Genomic DNA, 14,005 nt, shown 5'->3' with positions numbered 1-14,005 from the left:
CGCCGAGGAGAACCCCGATGCCCCGTCTCGCCCCGCTGTGCGCCGCAGTGGCCGCCTGCTGCCTGGCCCTGCCCGCGCATGCCCAGGACAACGCAACCGGTGAACTGCGCGAAATCAGCGTCGTCAGCACCCGCGCCGACCTGCAGGGCGTGGCCGGCAGTGCCAGCGAGGGCATCGTCACCGCGAAGCAGTTGCGCACCCGGCCGCTGCTGCGTGCCGGCGACCTGATGGAGTCGGTGCCCGGGCTCGTGGCCACGCAACACGCGGGCGAAGGCAAGGCCAACCAGTATTTCCTGCGCGGCTTCAACCTGGACCACGGCACCGACTTCGCCACCTACGTGGACGGCGTGCCCGTCAATCTGCCCACCCACGGCCACGGCCAGGGCTACACCGACCTGTATTTCCTGATCCCCGAACTCGTCGAATCGGTGCAGTACCGCAAGGGCCCCTACTACGCCGAGGAAGGCGACTTTGCCGCCGCTGGCGCCGCGCGCCTGCGCACGCTGCGCAAGCTGCCCGCGCCGTTCGGCCTGGTGGAGGCCGGCGGCGGGCGCTACCGGCGCGCGCTGGCGGCGGGCTCGTTCAGCACGGGCAGCGGCGCCCGTGCAGGCGACCTGTTGCTGGCCGCCGAACAAGGCCGCGACGACGGCCCCTGGAGCGTGGCCCAGGATCTGCGCAAGACCAACCTGGTGGCCCGCTATTCACGCGGCACCGAGCGCAACGGCTGGTCGGTGGGCGTCACGCATTACGAGGCACGCTGGATATCGACCGACCAGATCCCGCAGCGCGCGGTGGACGCCGGCACGCTGGGCCGCTTTGACTCGCTGGACCCCACGGGCGGCGGGCGCACGCAGCGCACCGCGGTGACCGCCGAGTGGGCCCGCGGCGAGGGGGCGCGCCAGACCCGCGTGAACCTCTGGGCACTGCGCTACACCTTTGACCTGTTCTCCAACTTCACCTATGCCACGCGGGGCTGTGATGCGGACCCGCTGCCGCCACAGTGCCACAGCAGCACCGCGCTGGACCAGTTCGAGCAGGTGGACCGGCGCACCGCGCTGGGCCTGTCGGCATCGCACAGCGTGCCAGTCAGGCTGGGCGCGCTGGAATCGGTGTGGACCGTGGGCACGGATCTGCGGCGCGACCGCATCGGTGAAGTGGGCCTGTATGACACGCAGGCCCGCACCCGGCTGGCCACCGTGCGCCATGACCGCGTGCGCATCGGCGCGCTGGGCCTGTGGGGCCAGTCCGACGTGCAGCTCACACCGCAGCTGCGCGGCATCGCCGGCCTGCGCTGGGACCAGCGCCGGCTCGGCGTGGACAGCTCCGTGGCAGCCAACAGCGGCAGCGCGCACGCCGCCATCTTCAGCCCCAAGGCCTCGCTGGTCTACACCGTCAACGAGCGCGCCGACCTGTACGCCAACTGGGGGCGCGGATTCCACAGCAACGACGCGCGCGGCGCGGTGATCCGCGTGGACCCGCGCGACGGCGTGACGCCGGTGGACCGGGCCACGCCCCTGGTGCGCGCCACGGGCTACGAAGTGGGCGCGCGCCAGAAATGGACGCCGCGGCTCTCGACCACCGCGGCGCTGTGGGCGCTGAACCTGGACTCCGAACTGCTGTTTGTCGGCGACGCCGGCACCACCGAGGCCTCGCGTCCGTCGCGCCGCACCGGGCTGGAGCTGACCGCCAACTGGCGGCCCGCGAGCGCCTGGGAGATCGACGCCGATGTGTCGCTGTCACGCCCGCGCTTTCGCGATGCCGACCCTGCGGGCAACCGCATCCCCGGTGCGCTCGACCGCGTGGTCACGCTCGGTGCCACCTGGGCCAGCGGCCCCTGGACCCTGGGGGCCCGGCTGCGGCATTTCGGGCCCAGCGCGCTGATCGAGGACAACTCGATCCGTGGCGCGGCCAGCACCCTGGTCAATGTCAAGGCGGCCTGGCGCATCAACCGCGCGACGGAGCTGTCACTCGACGTGTTCAACCTGTTGAACCGCCGTGTCAACGACATCGGCTATGCCTACGCCTCACGCCTGCCGGGCGAGCCGGCGTTCAGCGAGGGCGGCACTGCGGCCACGGCCCATTTCCATCCCTCGCTGCCGCGCACGGCGCGGGTGGCGCTGAAGGTTCATTTCTGAATCAAGGGGCCGGCAGGAATCTCAGCCGTTGATCCACTGCAGGTCGCTGAGGCCGTTGCTTTTCTGGATGTTGCACTTGGCGCAATAGGGCTTGAGATTGAGCATGGAGTGCATGCACAGGTCCGTGACGCGTTGCTCGCTGGACGCGGCAATGGCCGCGCTCAGAAAAACGGCGCCACGATCAGTGAGCGTGTAGCGCCAAGCCTTGCCCTCATCGTCACCCTGGTTGACCACGCCGCCTGATTTGGTCGGTACCGCGTTGAACTGGCCGTTGAGAAAAGCCGTGCTCACACTGCCGATGCCAGGGGCATGGGTCAGGTTGTAGCCCATGTTGCGCAGGTTCTTGAGCACAGCCTGATCACCGCCGCCGCCCTGGGGTTTGTGGTGGTCGATGGTGATGTGGGTGTCCGGCAGCACAATGCCGCAGCGAAAGCAGGGCAGCGTCTGCTCCATCTGGGTCTGCGGCGCCAGACCATGGATGTAGTCGACCGATCGCTGCTCGCTCTGAAACAGCGTGCGCCAATTCACGTCATTCAACACCCGCCGGTAGTCATGCCCCGTCATGTACATGGTGTCGATCCAGCCCGCGATTTCCTTGATGAAGCCAATGCTGAGGGTGTGGACCTTCTTGTGCTGCCCAAAGACCTGCTGCGTCTCCCACATCGTCATGGAGCATTCATCGGGCAGCAAGACCTTGTTGAATACCAGCACCCAGCGGTGTTCCTTGACGATCTGGCCGTTGAGGCTGTTGTAAGCCGTCAGCTCAGCCCCGTCCTGGTTCTGCACCACAAAGTTGTTGATCTGATTCACGAGCTTGGTCACGCCGTGGTTCCTCCCTCAAAGCGCCACAAGCTAACACGCCACGGAATTCGAGACATCCTCCAGATGGAGGAAATTCCGGCCGTGTGATGCCACTACCGGAGCGTGGCCAGCCACGCAATCAGGTCCGCGCGTTCCTGCGCATCGTCCACCTGAAAGCCCATGCGCTGGCCCGGCACCAGGTCTTCGGGGTCGGTCAGCCAGGCGTTGAGCGTTTGCGGCGTCCAGCGCAGGCGCGAGGCCGCGAGTTCATCCGAGTAGCGGTAGCCCGGCGCGCTGCCCACGCGGCGGCCCAGCACCCCGCGGTGCGCGGGCCCGATCTTGTGGCTGTCCACGCTGTGGCAGGCCACACACCGCGCTTCATACAGCGCCCTGCCCCGCGCGGCATCGCCCGGCGGTGGCGTGATCCAGACCCGGGGCGCGGCCGGCGCAGCGCTGGCCGGCGCAGCGCTGGCCGGGGCTGCGGCCAGCGCGGGCAACCCGGCGGCGAACAGCCACGGCAGAAGGAACAAAAGCGAACGCAACATGGGGCCTCCTTCATGCTTGTTGTTGTGGGTCACCCCGGCGCGGGCGGGGCGTTCTCTTGGGTCTTACGGCCGCCGGAGCCGCATGGATTCGCTTTTCTCCCCGAAACCGGCCCTCAAAGTTCTTTTGAATCCAGTTGTAACTCCCCCGCGTATTCCTCCCACACAACAACCTGTCTGACGGAGTGACCCCATGAAATTGAAGCTTCAAGCCACGGCCTGGGCCGTGCTGGCCCTGTGCGCGGGCTTCGCGCACGCCGAGACCGGCAAGCTGCTGCTCACCGGCGGCGTCAGCAGCATTGACGGCGCGGCCGGCGGCGGCCTGACCCCGTGGGCCGTGATCGGCAGCAATGCCACCGAGGGGGAAATTGGCGCCACGGCCCACCTCACGCGCACCCACACGCAGGACTACGGCCTCACGGCCTATGGCGCCGCGCTGGGGTTCAAGGACCGGGTGGAACTGTCGGTGGCCCGCCAGGACTTCAACGCCTCGCCGGCCCTGGCGCTCAACGGCATCGCGCCCTTTGGCGTGACGCCGGGCCAACACATCAAGATGGACGTGGTCGGTGTCAAGGTCCGGGTGGCCGGCGATGCCGTGCTGGACAGCGACACGCTGATGCCGCAGATTGCCGTGGGCCTGGAGTTCAAGCACACCCGCCCGGGCTCGATCGGTTCGGTGCTCAACTTCCTGGGCACCAGGACCAGCGGCACCGACCTGTATGTGAGCGCCACCAAGCTGTTCCTCGCGCAGGGCGTGCTGGTCAACGGCACGCTGCGCTACACCAAGGCCAACCAGAACGGCCTGCTGGGCTTTGGCTCGGGCGCGCCGGGCCGCAACAGCTACAGCCTGCAGCCCGAGTTCTCGGTGGCTTACCTGCTCAGCAGGAACGTGGCGATTGGCGCCGAATACCGCTTCAAGCCCAACAACCTCGAGGCCCTGGGCCGCGCGGCCGGTCTGGGTGATGCGCTGCGCGAGGACGACTGGAAGGACATCTTCATTGCCTGGGCGCCCAGCAAGCACCTGTCGCTGACGCTGGCCTATGTGGACCTGGGCCGCGTGGTGCCCGGCATCACCGGCAACCGCAAGCAAAAAGGCGCCTACCTGTCGGCGCAAGTGGCGTTCTGACCCTTCCATGCACCAAGGATTCGACATGAAAAAAACCCTGATGGCCCTGACCCTGGCCCTGGCCTCGCTCGCGGGCACCGCCTTCGCGCAGACCGCCCTCAACGACCCGCTGTACAAGACCTTTGGCGAAAAGCCCGGCCTGGTCCGGCTGATGGACGATTTCATGGTCCGCCTGCTGGCCGACCCGCGCACCGGGCCGCACTTCAAGCCAGCCAACCAGCAGCGCGTCAAGGAGCAGTTGGTGGACCAGTTCTGCAAGGTCATGGGCGGCCCCTGCGAGTACAAGGGCGCCGACATGAAGTCGGCCCACGCCAATCTTGACATCAAGAAGTCCGACTTCAACGCGCTCGTCGAAGTGCTGCAGCAGACCATGGACGCCCAGGGCATTCCCTTCAGCGCCCAGAACCAGTTGCTGGCCCGGCTCGCGCCCATGCACCGCGACACCATCACGGTGAGGTAAGCCCCATGCGATTCGCAGCCCTTTTGATGGCGTCATTCGCCCTGGCCACGCTGGCCCGCGCCGGCGTGGTCTCGGTCACCGTGGTGGACAAGGAAGGCAAGCCGGTCCAGGACGCCGTGGTGGTGGTCAGCACCAGCGCCAAGGGCCAGCCCAAGGTCGCGCTGCCCATGGCCGTCACCATCGACCAGGAAAAAATGCGCTTCATCCCGGCCGTGAGCCTGGTGCCGGTGGGCGCGCGCGTGACCTTTGCCAACAAGGACCCGTGGGAACACCATGTGCGCGGCTCGGCTGCCGGGCTGGCGCAGTTCTCCAGCACTGGCGGCGGTTTTGAACTGCGGCTGGATGGCAAGCCCGACGGCAAGCCGGCCAAAACCGCCGAGATCACCACCGACAAGGCCGGCGCCGTGCTGCTGGGTTGCCACATCCACGGTTCCATGCGCGGCCACATGTACGTGACCGACTCCCCCTGGGCCCAGCGCACCACGCCCGAGGGCCAGGCTGTATTCGAGGACGTGCCCGACGGCCCGGCGCAGATCCGCGTCTGGCAGGCGGACCAGTTGATCGACCTGCCGCTGCAGGCGGTCACGGTGGGCGCCACGCCGGCGCGTTTCACCGCGCAGCTGCAGGTGGTGCCGCGCCGGCGGCGCTAGGGCCGTGGCCACGGCTGCCCATCCAGCGCCCCTATACTGCGGCGCATGACCCCGGACACCGAGAGCCTGCAGGATCTGATCGCCGCCACCGCGCGTGGTGACCACCGTGCGTTTGCACGGGTTTACGAGCGCACCAACGCGCATCTGTTTGGCATCGCCCTTCGTATGTTGAAGCGCGAGCAAGCCGCGGAGGACGTGTTGCAGGAAGCTTTTGTCAGTGTCTGGAAAAATGCCGCCAGCTACCGCAGCGAAGTCGGCGGCCAGGCCGTGCAGCCCATGACCTGGCTGATGGCCATCGTGCGCAACAAGGCCCTGGACGCGCTGCGCCAGCGCACGCGCCGCGCCGAGTCGGCGCTGCCCGAACCCGATGTGGCCACCGGCGACGACGATGCCGGCGCCGCGGCGGCCCCCAGCGCGCTGGATCTGCTGGCCCAGGCCAGCCATGCACTGCACATCGGCGCCTGCCTCGAGGCGCTGGACGGCAGCCACCGCCAGAGCCTGGCGCTGGCTTACTACCAGGGCCTGTCGCACACCGAGGTGGCCCAGCAGATGGGCGCGCCACTGGGCTCGGTCAAGGCGTGGATCCGCCGCGGCCTGGACAAGCTCAAGACCTGCCTGGCCGCGCGCGGGGTGGCCCCATGAAATACGCCGGACCCGACCTGGTCGACCATCTGGCGGCCGCCTACGTGCTGGGCACGCTGGGCAGCGGCGCGCGCCGGCGCTTTGAGCGCCTGCTGCGCGACCGCGTGGACCTGCGGCTGGCCGTGACCCAGTGGGAGCAGCGCCTGGGCGCGCTGGCCCAGTCCGTTCCAGCCCACCCCGCCCCTCCCAGGCTGTGGGCCGCCATCGAGGCGCGCACGCGCCCTGCGCTCGCGGCCCCCTCCAGCACGGCAGCCGCGCCCGGCGTCCGGTCCGCGGGGTCTGCCTGGTGGCAACCCGCGGGCTGGGGCCTGGGCGGCATGGCCGCGGGCGCCGCGCTGGCCCTGGCGCTGCTGGTGAGCATGCCCACGCTGTTCATCAGCGCCGATCAGGTGGCGCTGCGCTCCGGCGAGCGGCTGCCGCAAAGCTATGTGGGCCTGCTCACCGACGCGCAGGGCAATGGCAAGCTGCTGGTGAGCTCGCTGCGCCACGGGCGCACCATGACCGTCAAGGTCATTGGCCCCATCACCCCGCCCGCCGAGGGCCGGCTCGTGCTGTGGGCCGTGCCCGCCCAGGGACCGGCGTTTGTGCTGGGCGACGTGCCCGCCAGCGGCAGCGCCGTGTCGCGCCTGCCCGACACGTCGGAAAAGCTGCTGTCCAAGGTGACGAAACTGCTGGTCACGCAGGAGACGTCCGCGTCTCCCGCCGCACCCGGCACGCCGGTGTTCAGCGGCAACTGCGCCAAGCTCTGGTGAGGGCGCGGCTCAGGCCGTGGCCAGACGGTCAAAGGTGCGCAGCGGCGGCGTGCGCGCGCCGGAACGGACGCGGGGCCGCGCGGGGGCCTTGTCGGCCTCAAGGCATTCGATCAGGCCCAGCACCAGCAGCGAGTCAATCGACACGCGCAGCGAACGCGGCGGCATGAACTGGCGCAACTCGTCGATCCAGATCCCCGCGCCGCACATCTGCAGCACATCGTGCAGGTAAGGAGACATGAGCCCCATGGTGGGTGAATCCGCCGGGCTCGCGGCCCGGACCTTGCCCCGGGGCGTGAGCCGGTAATAGCGCGGCGCCATGTCGGCCCCGGTCGAAGCATCATTGGCCAGACCCATTTGAAAACTCCTGACGACGTCCTTGTAATGGCCGCAACTTTGCGCGGCGAGGCTGTCATTTTGCTGACAGAAGTATCAGTATTTACACCCATGTCCGGCGCCCGCGGCGCTGTCACCCAGGCGGTTGCCGCGGGGCAGGCGCTGGCTATAGTGGCCGCAGCAGGAGACCCGCATGACATGCTTTGAACTCACCACCACCGACCACATTGCCCACCTGGTGCTGAACCGGCCCGAGGCCATGAACACCATGCACCCCAGGTTCTGGCGCGAGCTGGACGAGGTGCTGACCACCTTGCACAAGGAGGGCAAGGCCCGCGCGCTGGTCATCAGTTCCACGGGCAAGCATTTCAGCGCCGGCATGTCGCTGCAGACGTTTGGCGGCGCCATCACCATGGACGACCAGACGCCCGAAGGCCGCGCCGCCATCTACGACCTGCTGACCGACATGCAGGGCACGTTCACCAAGCTCGAGACCCTGCGCATCCCGGTGATCGCGGCCATCCAGGGCGGCTGCATTGGCGGCGCGGTGGACATGGTCACCGCCTGCTGCATCCGCTATGCGACGGCCGACGCCTTCTTCTGCATCCAGGAGATCAACATCGGCATGGTGGCCGACGTGGGCACGCTGCAGCGCCTGCCCAAGCTGGTGCCGCTGGGCGTGGTCAAGGAGCTGGCCTACACCGGTCGCCGCCTGCCCGCGCACAAGGCCCTGGGCTATGGCCTGGTCAACGAGGTGTTTGACACGCCCGAGGCCATGCTGGCCGCCGCGCTGCAGTGCGCCAGGGAGATTGCCGCCAAGCCGCCCGTGGCGATCTGGGGCACCAAGCAGGTCATCCACTACACGCGCGACCACTCGGTGGAAGACAGTCTCAAGCAGATGGGCTGGGTGCAGGGCGCGATCTGGAGCAACGCGCATGTGCGCGAGGCGGTCACGGCCATGAAGGAAAAGCGCGCTGGTACGTTCACTGCGCTGCCCGAGCTGGCGTCCTTCAAGGATCTGGCGGGGTAGCTCTGCGGTTGCCTGGAACGCCTGCTGGCGGGGTGTGGCCCTTGTGCCACCAGAGCCCCGGCCCCTTCGGGTGAGCCGCTGCAGTACTCAAAACTGCGGGCCCAGTCCCATCGGGTTTGACGCTTGCAGCGCGCAGCCATCGCACGGCAGTTTTTCCGTGCTTCGCGCCCGGGACTCTTGATCGGTGGCTCAAGGGCCACACCCCACCAGCAGGCTTTGCGCGAACGCGCTCACACGATCCTTCCCGCACCTGGGCGCCTGGGCAGGCCGCGAGGCCTGATTCAGCCGCAGGCGCGAAGCGCGGGCGCTTCCCCGAAGGGGCTGCGGCTGTGGGCCGCGCGGCCTGCCCAGGCGCCCAGGTGCCGGCGGGCAGCATGCATGCGCGACCTGAAGCGTGGGGCGCGCGACAGACCTACTGCCGCGCCGTGCGCACGTTGGCAGGCAGCGCCTGCGGGTGGCTGGTGCGAAAAGGGTTGATGTCCAGCCCGCCGCGGCGGGTGTAGCGCGCGTACACGGCGAGCTTGACCGGCTGGCAGCGCGTCCAGATGTCCATGTAGATGCGTTCCACGCATTGCTCATGGAACTCGTTGTGGTTGCGAAAACTCACCAGGTACTGCAGCAGGCCTTCCTGGTTGATCTGCGGACCGCTGTAGCTGATGCGCACGCTGCCCCAGTCGGGCTGGCCGGTCACCAGGCAGTTGCTCTTGAGCAGGTTGCTGGTCAGCACTTCGGTGACCGGCGCTTCGTCGTGCTCGGCGCGCAGCAGCTCGGGCGCGGGGGTGTACTGGGTGCATTCAATGTCCAGCCGGTCCAGGCTCAGACCGTCCATCTCGTGCACCGGCTCGCGGTCAAACAGCTCGGGCAGCAGCAGCTTGACCCCCACCGACGACATGACCACGGCGCCGCGCCAGGCGGCCTCTGTCAGGTCGGTGCGCAGGCGCTCGCGCACTTCGTCAGCCGTGGCAAAGCGGGTGTTGGTGAAGCTGTTGAGGTACAGCTTGAACGACTTGCTCTCGATGATGTTGACCGACTCGCACGGCACGGTGATGTGGGCCAGGGCCACCTGCGGCTTGCCGCGCGCGTTGAGCCAGCTCAGCTCGAACGCCGTCCACAGGTCGGCGCCGGCAAAGGGCAGCGTGCCGCGCAGGCCGATCTCGTCGCGCTTGGGCTGGCGCGGGATCGGGAACAGCAGCGTCGCGTCGTACTGGTCGATGTAGGGCGCGGGCTTGCCCAGCTGCGAGCCCTCGGGCGTGTTGGGCGTGCTCATGCGGCCTGCAGGTGCGGAATCATCGGGGCCAGCAGGCGCTCGACCACGCCCGGTGGCAGGTCGTGGCCCATGCCGGGAATGCCCACCAGCTGCGCGCCCGGGATGCGCCGCGCCGTGTCTTCGCCGCAGGGGTAAGGCACCAGCGGGTCGTCCTTGCCGTGCAGCACCAGCGTGCGCGACCGGATGCGGCCCAGCTCGTTGGCGCGCCGGCCGGTGTCGGCGCCAATGGCCAGCATCTGGCGCAGCGTGCCCACCGGGTGGTGGTTGCGCGCAATGCCCAGCGCAATGCGCTCGCGCGTGAGCGCCTCGTCCAGCGGGAAGCCCGGGCTGCCGATCACGCGGAACAGCTTGATGTAGTGGTCGATGATGGCCTCGCGGCTGTTGCCGGCCGGCCGGCTCAGCAGCGCGCGCAGCACCTTGGGCTGGGCCTCGGGCAGGCCGCGCGCGCCGCTGGAGCTCATGATGCTGGTCAGGCTGAGCACGCGGTCGGGCACGGCCAACGCCACGCGCTGCGCGATCATGCCGCCCATGCTCACGCCCACCACATGGGCCTGGGGCACGCCCAGCGCGTCGAGCACGCCAACGGCGTCCAGCGCCATGTCCTGCAGCTGGTAAGGCGCCCTGGGCGTGAAGCCCATCTTGAGCTTGATCGACTCCCACACGATGTTGGGCGTGCCCAGGTGGTCAAAGTGCTGGCTCAGGCCGATGTCGCGGTTGTCATGGCGGATCACGCGAAAGCCCGCGGCCACCAGGGCATCGACCAGCGCGGGCGGCCAGGCCACCAGCTGCATGCCCAGGCCCATGATGAGCAGCACCACCGGGCGGTCGGCCTGGGTGCCGTCGGCGCCCGTGTCCTCGACCTCGATCTGAATCCCGTTTGCTCTTATTTTCATAGCTGAAGGTACCCGTCCTGCCTGGACTCCAGGCCTTTTTTATTCAAAACGTCGCTCGCGCAGCCACTTGGTGGCCACCCACTTCTCGCCGGCAATCACCGGGGCACCGCCATGCAGGGTGCGGGTGCTCGGGTCGGCCCGGTCGTAGCTGAAAAACACCGCGTTGCCGCGCTTGGGCGCGACCTCGAGCTTCACGTCGGGGAAGATGGTGCCGCCGCCCTTCTCGGGCTCGCCCAGGTACATCACCAGCGTGGCCACGCGCTGGCCGCCGCGCTTGAGGATGGTGGGCGTGCCGGGCTCGTGCGGGTCAAAGTAGTCGTAGTGCGGCTTGTATTCGGCGCCGGGGCGGTAGTACAGCACCTGCAGGCCCTCGCCGTTTTCCATGGGCCAGTTCACCAGCGCGGCAATGCGCTCCTCGATGCGCCGGATCAGCTCGTTCTCGCCGCGCTGGAAAAACATGCCGTTGCTGGTGCGGTCGTCGTTGAGCTCCTCGCCGCCGGTCTTGACGGCCACGGTGAGCGAGCGCGCCAGCCGCGGGCGGGCGGCCTCGATCAGGGCCTCGCACTCATCGTCGGCCAGCAGGTTGCCAAACACCACCACGCGCGGCTCGTCCATGACCTGCAGCACATGGACGCGGCGGTCGCCGGCCTCCACATACAGCGGCGAATCGTTGATGGCCGGGCTCGGCACCGGCACCCGGCCCTGGTTCTGCAGATGCGCCTGCAGCGTGCTTTCCAGCGCCGTGATGGCCACGTCCTCGTTCCAGCCCGAAGCCACCATGGACTTCAGGACCACCTCGGGCGGGAAGCCGGCCTGGGCCTGCTCCACGATCCACTGGCGCAGTTCGGGGGTGATGGTCTGGTTGCTGCTCATGCCACTGCCTTTCGCCGGAACACCAGGCGGTCGGGCTGCGAGCCCGCCGCATCAAAGCCATAGCCCTCGAGGTTGAAGCCCTCGAGCTTGCGCGGCGTGCCCGCCTGGTGCTGGATGGCGTAGCGCGCCATCAGGCCGCGCGCGCGCTTGGCCATGAAGCTGATGACCTTGTACTGCCCGTTCTTCCACTCCTCGAACACGCAGTCCACCACGCGGCCGCGCAGCGTCTTGCGGTCCACCGCCTTGAAATACTCCTGCGAGGCGAGGTTGATCACCACCGGCGTGCGGTCGGCGGCCAACCGCTCATTCAGGTGTTCGGCAATCCGCGGCCCCCAGAACTGGTAGAGGTTCCTGGTCTTGCCCAGGGCCAGCCGCGTGCCCATTTCGAGCCGGTAGGGCTGCATCAGGTCCAGCGGCCGCAACACGCCATACAGGCCGCTGAGGATGCACAGATGCTGCTGCGCCCAGTCCAGCTGCGCGGGCTTGAGGGTTTTGGCGTCGAGCCCGCCATACACATCGCCATCAAACGCGAGCGCGGCCTGCTTGGCATTGGTCTGGGTGAACTCCGGCGTCCAGGCCTGGTAACGCGCCACATTGAGTTCCGACAGCGTGTCGCTCAGGCTCATCAGCGTGGCGATCTGGCGCGGTGTTTTCTTGCGCAGCACCTCGATCAGGCGGGTGGACTGGGGCACGAACTGCGGCTGCGTGTGCGGCAGGTGGCCGGCGGGGGTGTCGAAATCGAGGGCTTTGGCGGGAGACAGCAGAAACAGCATAGGTGCAACGATTATCGCCAGTGGCGCCCGGCCAGCCACTGGCTGGCGGCGCAGGCCAGCACCAGCACGGCATAGGTGGCCATCTTGCCGTCACGCCCGAAAACCGCCAGGCCAGCGGCAAGCGCCACCAGGCCCGCTACAAAGTTGATAGCCGTCTGTGCATACCAGGCGGGCGCTGCGGCCTGTTTCTTCATGATCAGGCGGGCCAGCCCTGTCAGCAGCAGGGCCACGCCCAGCGCGGGCGCCAGGAAATTCAGCAGATGAAGCAGCAGGTCCAGCGGTCCCATGAAAACTCCCGTTTGAGGGCGATTGAGCTGGCGCAAGCGCCCAGCCAGCCGCAAATTTTATAATCGGGGACAAATACCTCACGAACAATGGCAGTCTGGGCCCTGGGCATCAACCACACTACCGCGCCGCTGGACCTGCGCGGTCGCTTTGCGTTTGCCGTCGACCAGATCGAACCCACGCTCAAGGGCCTGCGCGAATCACTCGCCCGCCGGCCCGAAGCCGCCATCCTGTCCACCTGCAACCGCACCGAGGTGTACTGCGCCGGCGAGCGCCAGGAACTGGACCACACGCTGGACTGGCTGGCCCATTCGGGCGGGGTCTCGCCCAGCCTGCTGCGCTCGCATGCCTACACCCTCGAAGACGGCTACGCCGCGCGCCACGCCTTCCGCGTGGCCAGCGGGCTGGACTCCATGGTGCTCGGCGAACCGCAGATCCTGGGCCAGATGAAGGACGCGGTGCGGGCGGCCAACGAGGCCGGCGCGCTGGGCACCACGCTGAACCAGCTGTTCCAGCGCTCGTTCGCGGTGGCCAAGGAAGTGCGCACCTCCACCGAGATTGGCGCGCACTCCATCAGCATGGCGGCGGCCGCGGTGCGGCTGGCGGGCCAGCTGTTTGAAGACCTGGGCCAGATCCGCGTGCTGTTCGTGGGCGCGGGCGAAATGATCGAGCTGGCCGCCACGCACTTTGCGGCCAAGAACCCCAAGGCCATCGCCATTGCCAACCGCACGCTGGAGCGCGGCGAGAAGCTGGCCAGCCGTTTTGGCGGCGAGGTGATGCGCCTGAGCGAGCTGCCCGAGCGCCTGCACGAGTTTGACGCCGTGGTGAGCTGCACCGCGAGCACGCTGCCCATCATTGGCCTGGGCGCGGTCGAGCGCGCGGTGCGGCGGCGCAAGCACCGGCCCATGTTCATGGTCGACCTGGCCGTGCCGCGCGACATCGAGCCCGAGGTCAAGGCACTCGAGGACGTGTACCTGTACACCGTGGACGACCTGGCCGGCGTGGTGCAGACCGGGCAGGCCAGCCGCCAGGCTGCCGTGGCCCAGGCCGAGGCCATCATTGACGCCGGCGTGCAAAGCTTCATGCACTGGATGGACCAGCGCGACCCGGTCACGGGCGTGGTGCCCCTGATCCAGCAGCTCAACGCCCAGGCCGACCAGTGGCGCGCCGCCGAGCTGGCCCGCGCGCGCAAGCTGCTGGCCCGCGGCGACGACGTGGACGCGGTGATGGAGGCCCTGTCCCGGGGCCTCACGCAAAAAATGCTGCACGGCGCGCTGGCCGAACTGCACGCGGGCGACAGCCAGGCGCGCGAGCGCGCGACCTCGGCGATCCAGCATTTCTTTTTGCGCAAAGAGCGTTAGCGGCCTTCGACAAGCTCAGGACGAACGGGCCGCCGTTCGCCTGCTCCTTTCCGTTCGGGCTGAGCTTGTCGAAGCCTCAGCC

At 68.4% G+C, this 14,005-nt stretch carries 16 protein-coding genes; 8 read left to right on the top strand and 8 right to left on the bottom strand.

What is annotated here, in order from left to right:
- The first annotated feature begins 17 nt into the window (after positions 1–17).
- On the top strand, positions 18–2,135 hold the full coding sequence (locus tag KF796_07775; protein MBX3586527.1) for a TonB-dependent receptor: 2,118 nt from the start codon (positions 18–20) through the stop codon (positions 2,133–2,135).
- 21 nt (positions 2,136–2,156) lie between these two features.
- Here KF796_07775 and KF796_07770 read toward each other — a convergent pair whose 3' ends face one another.
- Positions 2,157–2,957: a hypothetical protein gene (locus KF796_07770; protein MBX3586526.1), complete on the bottom strand. Its 801-nt coding sequence runs from the start codon at positions 2,955–2,957 to the stop codon at positions 2,157–2,159.
- Positions 2,958–3,049: 92 nt separating this feature from the next.
- On the bottom strand, positions 3,050–3,481 hold the full coding sequence (locus KF796_07765; GenBank protein ID MBX3586525.1) for a c-type cytochrome: 432 nt from the start codon (positions 3,479–3,481) through the stop codon (positions 3,050–3,052).
- Positions 3,482–3,671: 190 nt separating this feature from the next.
- Between KF796_07765 and KF796_07760 the strand changes: the two genes are divergently transcribed.
- The 5 genes from KF796_07760 to KF796_07740 are packed head-to-tail and all read left to right on the top strand — an operon-like array spanning position 3,672 to position 7,108.
- Complete coding sequence (locus tag KF796_07760) at positions 3,672–4,604, top strand: DUF3034 family protein (protein MBX3586524.1); 933 nt, start codon at positions 3,672–3,674, stop codon at positions 4,602–4,604.
- Positions 4,605–4,629: 25 nt separating this feature from the next.
- A complete protein-coding gene (locus KF796_07755) occupies positions 4,630–5,064 on the top strand; it encodes a group 1 truncated hemoglobin (protein ID MBX3586523.1) in 435 nt (144 codons plus the stop codon).
- A 26-nt stretch (positions 5,065–5,090) separates the two neighbouring features.
- The gene (locus tag KF796_07750) at positions 5,091–5,714 is read left to right on the top strand and encodes a plastocyanin (protein ID MBX3586522.1); all 624 of its coding nucleotides are present in this window, start codon (positions 5,091–5,093) and stop codon (positions 5,712–5,714) included.
- Positions 5,715–5,759: 45 nt separating this feature from the next.
- Positions 5,760–6,356: a sigma-70 family RNA polymerase sigma factor gene (locus KF796_07745; protein ID MBX3586521.1), complete on the top strand. Its 597-nt coding sequence runs from the start codon at positions 5,760–5,762 to the stop codon at positions 6,354–6,356.
- Positions 6,353–7,108, top strand: a complete 756-nt coding sequence (locus tag KF796_07740) for an anti-sigma factor (GenBank protein MBX3586520.1) — start codon at positions 6,353–6,355, stop codon at positions 7,106–7,108. The genes KF796_07745 and KF796_07740 overlap by 4 nt, the downstream gene beginning before the upstream one ends.
- 9 nt (positions 7,109–7,117) lie before the next feature.
- On the opposite strand, the gene KF796_07735 is transcribed toward KF796_07740, so the two are convergent.
- Positions 7,118–7,462, bottom strand: a complete 345-nt coding sequence (locus KF796_07735; GenBank protein MBX3586519.1) for a hypothetical protein — start codon at positions 7,460–7,462, stop codon at positions 7,118–7,120.
- Positions 7,463–7,634: 172 nt separating this feature from the next.
- Between KF796_07735 and KF796_07730 the strand changes: the two genes are divergently transcribed.
- A complete protein-coding gene (locus tag KF796_07730; protein ID MBX3586518.1) occupies positions 7,635–8,471 on the top strand; it encodes an enoyl-CoA hydratase/isomerase family protein in 837 nt (278 codons plus the stop codon).
- A gap of 412 nt (positions 8,472–8,883) precedes the next feature.
- On the opposite strand, the gene queF is transcribed toward KF796_07730, so the two are convergent.
- Genes queF through KF796_07705 form a run of 5 tightly spaced genes read right to left on the bottom strand, consistent with a single transcriptional unit; the run spans position 8,884 to position 12,564 of the window.
- Positions 8,884–9,738 (bottom strand): NADPH-dependent 7-cyano-7-deazaguanine reductase QueF, encoded by an 855-nt coding sequence (gene queF / locus KF796_07725; protein MBX3586517.1) that lies wholly within the window; start codon positions 9,736–9,738, stop codon positions 8,884–8,886.
- Entirely contained in the window at positions 9,735–10,631 is an 897-nt protein-coding gene (locus KF796_07720) for an alpha/beta fold hydrolase (GenBank protein MBX3586516.1), read from the bottom strand. The genes queF and KF796_07720 overlap by 4 nt, the downstream gene beginning before the upstream one ends.
- A 39-nt stretch (positions 10,632–10,670) precedes the next feature.
- Positions 10,671–11,504 (bottom strand): 2OG-Fe(II) oxygenase, encoded by an 834-nt coding sequence (locus KF796_07715; protein MBX3586515.1) that lies wholly within the window; start codon positions 11,502–11,504, stop codon positions 10,671–10,673.
- Positions 11,501–12,277 carry a peroxide stress protein YaaA gene (yaaA, locus tag KF796_07710; protein ID MBX3586514.1) on the bottom strand — a complete coding sequence of 259 codons (777 nt, stop codon included), beginning with the start codon at positions 12,275–12,277 and terminating at the stop codon, positions 11,501–11,503. The genes KF796_07715 and yaaA overlap by 4 nt, the downstream gene beginning before the upstream one ends.
- A gap of 11 nt (positions 12,278–12,288) precedes the next feature.
- Positions 12,289–12,564, bottom strand: a complete 276-nt coding sequence (locus KF796_07705) for a hypothetical protein (protein MBX3586513.1) — start codon at positions 12,562–12,564, stop codon at positions 12,289–12,291.
- A gap of 87 nt (positions 12,565–12,651) precedes the next feature.
- On the opposite strand from KF796_07705, the gene hemA reads away from it, so the two are divergent.
- Entirely contained in the window at positions 12,652–13,923 is a 1,272-nt protein-coding gene (gene hemA, locus KF796_07700) for a glutamyl-tRNA reductase (protein ID MBX3586512.1), read from the top strand.
- Positions 13,924–14,005 lie beyond the last annotated feature (82 nt).

Origin of the sequence: Ramlibacter sp., from assembly GCA_019635435.1 — a bacterium.
Classification (GTDB): Bacteria; Pseudomonadota; Gammaproteobacteria; order Burkholderiales; family Burkholderiaceae_C; genus JAHBZM01.
Note: the sequence above shows the minus strand (reverse complement) of the source record. Positions and strands in the feature narration are given on the sequence as shown.